The organism is Halodesulfovibrio sp. (assembly GCF_015482765.1).
Taxonomy (GTDB): domain Bacteria; phylum Desulfobacterota; class Desulfovibrionia; order Desulfovibrionales; family Desulfovibrionaceae; genus Halodesulfovibrio.
Map to the genome: position 1 here is coordinate 1 of NZ_JADMLB010000048.1, position 6,712 is coordinate 6,712.

Consider the following 6,712-nt stretch of genomic DNA (forward strand, 5'->3'; position numbering starts at 1 on the left):
GGCCATCCGTTCACCATCATACAGCCCGAGATATTGGTAGTTTCCAATAAATGCTCGACCTTCCTCAGGTTTCATGGCCGCAATGTCCCGACCATAAAAGAAAGATGAATACGACCAGTTCAATATTCCAAGAATTGTCGGAGCTACATCAATCTGGCTTGCGAGCGTATCAATCTTTTTAGGCTGAAGAATTTTGGGAGCGTAAATCCACATTGGGATCCTGTAGCGACGCACAGGCAGGTTTTCTCTTCCAGCACTGCTTGCTTGGTGGTCAGCCACAAATACAAAAATCGTATTATCAAACCATGGCTTCGAATGGACTTTTTTCAAAAAATCGCCAATCGCCCAGTCAGTGTATTGTACTGCTCCTGTTCTACCATCACCGGACGGGATAGAAACTCGATTGTCAGGATATGTGTATGGGCGGTGATTTGATGTTGTCATTACGTGAAGGAAGAAAGGCTTCTTCCTACTACTGGACGAATCAGCAGTTTTAATGACCTGTTCATACAGGTATTCATCCGCCATGCCCCATGCATTATGAAAGCCTATTTCTTCATCGGCTACGGAGGATTGATCAACGATTGTATAACCGTTGCCGGAGAAGAATTCATTCATATTATCAAAGTAGCCGCGTCCGCCGTAAATGTAGTAACTGTCGTATCCTTTTGAATCGAAAATTCTTCCAAGAGACAGATAGCCTTTTTCATTCCCGATCCTTTTTACGATAGAACGTCCCGGTGTCGGAGGAATAGAGAGCGTCAGTGCTTCAAGGCCTCTTGTTGTGCGAGTTCCTGTAGCAAAGAGTTGAGTGTAGTATTGGGACTCGTTTTTGAGTGCATTGAGGTTCGGGGTAACATTTCGTTCTAGGTAGCTGGGAGATAAACTTTCAATCGTGACCAGAATGACGTTGTAGTGCTTTTCTTCGCCCTTCTTTTGAATAGAGCGGAAGATGCTATGATCATTTGGGGATAGATAGTGCTTTGTAGTGTCGGCTAGCTCCGCCCGTACTGTATGGGTTGCTTGTTCCTCTTCTATTGAAGGGTAGAACTGATAATAATCCAGTTCGTTATTCTTAAATGCTGAAACAAACTGGTACGGACCATTTGCAGCAAGTTCTCTTTGGTACGTGTTGCTAGAGAAGTTTCGCAGGTCGCTTGTCGCAAAAAGACCGCCTGTGGCTGCCATTAAAAGAATACCGGCAAGTGGAATAAGGTTGCTGGTAAAAGAATTTTGAGCAGCCAACGCTTGGTTGAGCTTCGTGCGAAGTTGGTATGTGATCATTCCAGCAATGGTTGCCAATACCGGAATAATAACAAAAACAGGGTATGACTCTACAATGTTATCTACTACTTCACGTCGGTATATGAGGTAGTCTACGGAAATGAAATTGAAGCGAACGTTAAATTCATCCCAGAAAAAGAATTCTGAAGTTGCTCCGAAAATGAAGATAAAAACGGTAAGAAAAAATGCGCTGTAGATAAAAAATTTGTTCGCCCTTGAATTCCATATTTTTTGGGGGACAAAGGTAACATACAGGCATGGTAATATTGTAGCGAATGCAAAGAAGCAGACATCAAAGAGAAAGCCGACAGAAAATATTTTGAAAATTTCGAGGGCCGACGGCGATGCTTCCTGCCATGAAAAGATAAGTAATCCCAGGCGTACAAGTGTCCACAGGGATATTGCGATGAAAAAGGCCAACAGAACTGTTTGGTATCTATGAAAGCCTATTGTTTTTTTTGAATCCATTTACTCGTTCCTTCTTGAACAGCCATCGTAATAGTATGGTCACTATTATTAATGAGCGTGTCTGTGTCGGAAACGGAAGTTAGCAGGTGGATGGTCAAGGCTGGGTTAAGGAAATTTTCTAGTGAATATTCTGTATAACCGGATAAACTTTTTGATCGCCAGTTAAAGAAGTTGTGAAACATTCACACGTGTATTTGAGGTAAAAAAAAGAGCCTGTTGTCTTGCAACAGGCCCTCTTGGGAGATCCTAATAAAGTCGGTAAAAATTAGATAGCCTGCATGCTACGTAGCTTCAGGAGTCCCTACTTTTTGGTGTTCGTGGTATTTGTCAATTGCAACAAAGTAATCTGGATCTTCAAGTACATTCACTACACAAATTTCTTCCGCTTTTTCTATGAGGCGGACACAGTCTTTACTGAGGTGCCAGAAGTAAACAGTCTTCCCTGCACGTTGGTATTGTTCTGCAAGTTTATTGATAATTTCAATAGCGGATTGATCCATGATGCGTGACTCTTCGAAGTCAATAACAACTTTAGCAGGATCATTTTTCACATCGAATTTACTCATAAACAATGTTGTTGAACCAAAGAAAAGAGGGCCGTAAATCTGGTAGTGTTTGATGCCTCGATCGTCGACAAACTTACGTGCACGAATGCGCAACGCGTTTTCCCACGCGAAGATCAAAGCAGAAATGATAACACCGCAAAGTACCGCAATTGCAAGGTCATACTTAACAGTAAGGAAGGTAACTGTAAGAATAACCACAACGTCCCATTTCGGAACTTTGTTCATTATTTTAAAAGTACTCCACGCAAATGTTTTAATAACTACGATGAACATAACGCCCACCAAAGCAGCAATCGGTACAATTTCGATGTACTGGGAAGTAAACAGAATGAAGAATAGCAGTGCCAGAGCAGCAGTGATGCCGGAAAGGCGACCACGACCGCCGGAGGTGATGTTAATGATGCTCTGACCAATCATGGCGCAACCACCCATGCCACCAAATAATCCGTTGATAATGTTCGCAATACCTTGAGCAACACATTCTTTGTTGCCGCGCCCGTGTGTGTCAGTAAGCTCATCAATCAGGTTCAATGTCATGAGAGATTCAATGAGCCCGATCGCAGCAAGGATGCATGCATATGGTGCAATGAAAAGCAATGTTTCAAGGGTGAGAGGAACCTGTGGGATTGCGAATGTTGGTAATCCGGCTTTGATACCAGTTCCGCCATTGGACTGGATGAAAGAGAGCACTGTTTGTGTGTCAATTTCTGCAAAGATTACCAGCAGAGAAACAGATATGATGGCAATAAGGGCACCCGGTGCTTTTTTACAGATGTGAGGTACAGCAAGAAGAATTGCCATGGTAAGCGCAACAAGTCCGCACATGGTCATCATGTCGTTACCTTGCAGCAGTTCTCCACCGACTTTGAACATTTTAAGCTGTGATAAAAAGATAACGATGGCGAGGCCGTTTACAAAACCCATCATAACAGATCTCGGTACCATTCGAATCAGTTTACCGAGTCTGAATGCACCGGCAAGAGTTTGAAGTATGCCTACAAGAAGAAGAGTAAAGAATAGGTACTGTAATCCGGCATTAGCACCCGGAGTACCCATAGCATTTCCTTCTGCAACAAGGTGAACCATAACTACTGCCATTGCTCCGGTTGCACCGGAAATCATTCCAGGTCTGCCACCGAGTACTGATGTTACAAGGCACATCATGAACGCGCCATAGAGGCCGACAATAGGTGATACACCTGCTACAAAAGAAAATGCAACAGCTTCTGGAACCAGCGCCAATGCAACAGTTAATCCGGAAAAAATGTCTGCCTGAATGCTCCCTTGAGAGCGTGGTACCATAGCGTTGGATTCCATGAAAATTCCTTTTTATATGAAGCTGAGCTGCGACAGCCGGATACGCACGGCATCGGAACTTAGCTTGGTCGGAGTGCATAAGGAACATGAGCAGGTCACTTCAGCACAATAAAAAAGACAAGACCGTGTGTCTTGTCTCTGGAGTGCCGAGCAATATGTCCTTAACGAAAAATGCCGTCGTATATTGAGCATGTGCTCAATTTAAGACGGGAAGGGAGAACTAGAGAAGTTTCATGGAGAAGTCAATTGAATGGTTTGAAATTACAATCAAAAATTTTGAAGAGTTCTGTACGAAATTTTTAACTCGTGAACAGGCTCAACAGTCTGAACATAAAAAGCGCTTTAGTTCAAACAGTTGAGCCTGTTTACGGAACCGCCTAACTAGCGCGAAGACATGCGGCATGGAGCGGGCTGTCTGCACCCGCGTTGCCTGTATGTTGCTCTGGCTGTTTAGTGCCGAGAGCATCTTCGGCTGTGGCGTAGATGTGATCTGTACCGATCTTTTCTAATAGATGAGCTTTATGCAATACGGCGATAACCGATTTATTTGCAGAGCATATTGAAAACTCTATGTTGTTGGCATGGAGTTTTTCAATTACCAGCTCCAACGCTTCCGCACCGGAACAGTCAACATCGTTGATGCCGCCAGCAGAGAGAATGATGTGTTTAAGCGATGCATTCTCTGTAATCTTTTCCGTAACGATATCCTCTAAGAAAGTTGCGTTGGCGAAAAAGAGTGGACCTTCAAACTGGATGACAGAGACGTCTTTGTCGTTTGTCAGTCCCGTGATGGTAGCGCCACGTTGTGGCTGTTTTTGGGAACGGGAGAGAAAAGAAACATTCGGGCGCATGCTTTTGTAAAGGAACATAGCCAACGAAAGCGCAACGCCAAGAATAATGCCTTTGTCCAAATGTGGAGCATAGACAAGCGTTGTGATGAAGGAAATGACGGAGATAGCTCCATCGTACCACTTAATTTTCCATGCATGCACAAAGCTGGAGACGTTTAACAACCCGAATACTGCCATCATAATGATTGCCGCTAAAACTGCCTGCGGCAAATGATAGAGCAGTGGAGTACAGAACTGGAGCGTGAATACAACCATAATAGAGGTAAACACACTCGACATGCCGGTTACGGCACCTGCTTGAAGATTGACTGCAGAACGGGAGAAAGAGCCGGAAACCGGATAGCTTTTGCCAAAAGCTCCAAGCATATTTGCCAGCCCCTGTCCGATCAGTTCCTGATCCGGATCAATTCGCTGTCCTGTTTTCGCTGCCATGGCTTTGGCAATGGAGATAGCCTCCATAAAGCCGAGCAACGAAATGATGATTGCGAACGGGATAAGGTGCAGTATAACGGATAGGTCAAAAGTAGGTGCTTCCAAGGTAGGAAGACCGGAAGGGATAGTGCCAACAACAGCACCGCCCCCCATCATTGTTACTGATGTCGGGGTAATCTTTCTATTACCCACACGCAGTCGCCATGTCCGACCATCTGTCTGCATGGCTTTTGGGGTGTCGTTTTGCAAATAGAACGCCAGTGTTCCGTCTGATTGTTCGACACCGTTGAAGAGCATCCCGCGTAGCGACTTGCGAAGAGCGTGACTTTGCGCTTTCACCTCTGCAAGTCGTAATTCCAGCGTGTTCAGCCCATGTTGAATGTTAAGCGCACGCAGTGTTTCCCCGATTGCGTTAGCTTCTGAAAGTTTTTTACTTAACGAGGTGCGCGCCATTGCCAGTTCATCTGCACTTTGGAGAGTGCTGTTGAACACAGTAATGGTACTTTGCACTTGTGGGGATACAATCGATGAAGCCGGAACGGTAACATCATGGTTGAATCCTATAGCCCACGAAAGACAGGTAGTGATGAGAACCGCTGCCAGAACATTGGGGATTTTTGGCAGATACCTTTTGCATCCTATCATAATAGCAAACGCGAGAAGCCCCATTCCCAGCGTAGGCAGATGAGTGTAGTTGAATGCACTTTCTGCCACCCTGATAAGGGTTTCATAATGATGGCTTGCTTTGTCTACAGAAACGCCGGCAAGTTTGGACACCTGAGAGGTGGCGATGATAATAGCCGCAGCGTTGGTGAAGCCGTTGATAACCGGATGGGAAAGGAAGTTAACAACAAGTCCAAGTCTGAGTATGCCGAGTAGGAACTGAACCCCCCCGACCATAAACGCGAGAAGGATTGCATAAGCAACATATCCTTCACTGCCCATGGTGGCGAGTGGTTCAAGTGATGCTGCTGTCATTAATGACACAACGGCAACAGGGCCAGTAGCCAGCTGGCGGCTGGAGCCGAAAAGAGCAGCGATTAAAGGAGTAAGAAACGATGCATAAAGCCCGTAGTACGCAGGGAGTCCGGCAAGCTGTGCGTAGGCCATAGACTGCGGAATGAGGACTAGTGCTACTGTTAACCCCGCGACAGTATCAGAACGGAGTGTCTCCGTATCATAGTCCTTAATCCAGTTCATAAATGGGAAAAGATTGGCTAGCATTCCAAAAACTTTCCTTCAGCAAACTGCATTATTCTTTTTTCTTGACGAATGAACAGTGCGTTGAGCCTCACAAAAAACGTTGATCATGCTAGAATAGTGCAGCAGGCAATCAAAGGTCGAGAAAGCATGTCGATCACATGTTTTGAGTCTCTTTGTGAATAAATGCTCAAGCGCTTGACTAAGGAGTACCACCATAAAATGGGGTTGAAAAGTGTTAAGTTAGTGGTCATTAACAGCGTTTTAGCTGTGTTTTTTTAAAAAAATCTGTAAAAACAATCGGATATAAAAAATAGTTATAAAAAACATAAAAATATTTTGTGAATAAAATAACGAAATGGCGTGTTGTGTTATTAGTCAATGTTAATAGAGTGTTATCATTTTGAATGTATTGGAGGAGGGAGAAGGCGCGCAGGTAGGTACTAGAAGGAGAGGGAAATGCTGAAAGAAAAAAAGGCAAAAAAAAAGATCATACTTTCGTATGATCTTTTGTAAGTGCATGGTGCCCAGGGGGAGACTCGAACTCCCACGGGCGTGGCCCACTACCCCCTCAAGATAGCGTGTCTACCAATT

3 protein-coding genes are annotated in these 6,712 nt (G+C 44.5%); all 3 read right to left on the reverse strand.

Features of this window, described 5'->3' with window-relative positions; all coding sequences use genetic code 11:
• Positions 1-1,752, reverse strand: a 1,752-nt coding sequence (locus tag QZY95_RS07370; protein ID WP_290921405.1) for an LTA synthase family protein, incomplete at its 3' end; no start/stop codon positions are given.
• A gap of 281 nt (positions 1,753-2,033) precedes the next feature.
• Positions 2,034-3,635 (reverse strand): SulP family inorganic anion transporter, encoded by a 1,602-nt coding sequence (locus tag QZY95_RS07375; RefSeq protein WP_290921408.1) that lies wholly within the window; start codon positions 3,633-3,635, stop codon positions 2,034-2,036.
• 377 nt (positions 3,636-4,012) lie between these two features.
• On the reverse strand, positions 4,013-6,142 hold the full coding sequence (locus tag QZY95_RS07380; protein ID WP_290921410.1) for a SulP family inorganic anion transporter: 2,130 nt from the start codon (positions 6,140-6,142) through the stop codon (positions 4,013-4,015).
• Positions 6,143-6,712 lie beyond the last annotated feature (570 nt).

What these genes read in the sequence shown, in the direction of transcription:
- QZY95_RS07375 (WP_290921408.1), bottom strand. Translation starts at nt 3,635, where the DNA reads ATGGAATCCAACGCTATGGTACCACGCTCTCAAGGGAGCATTCAGGCA.
- QZY95_RS07380 (WP_290921410.1), bottom strand. Translation starts at nt 6,142, where the DNA reads ATGCTAGCCAATCTTTTCCCATTTATGAACTGGATTAAGGACTATGAT.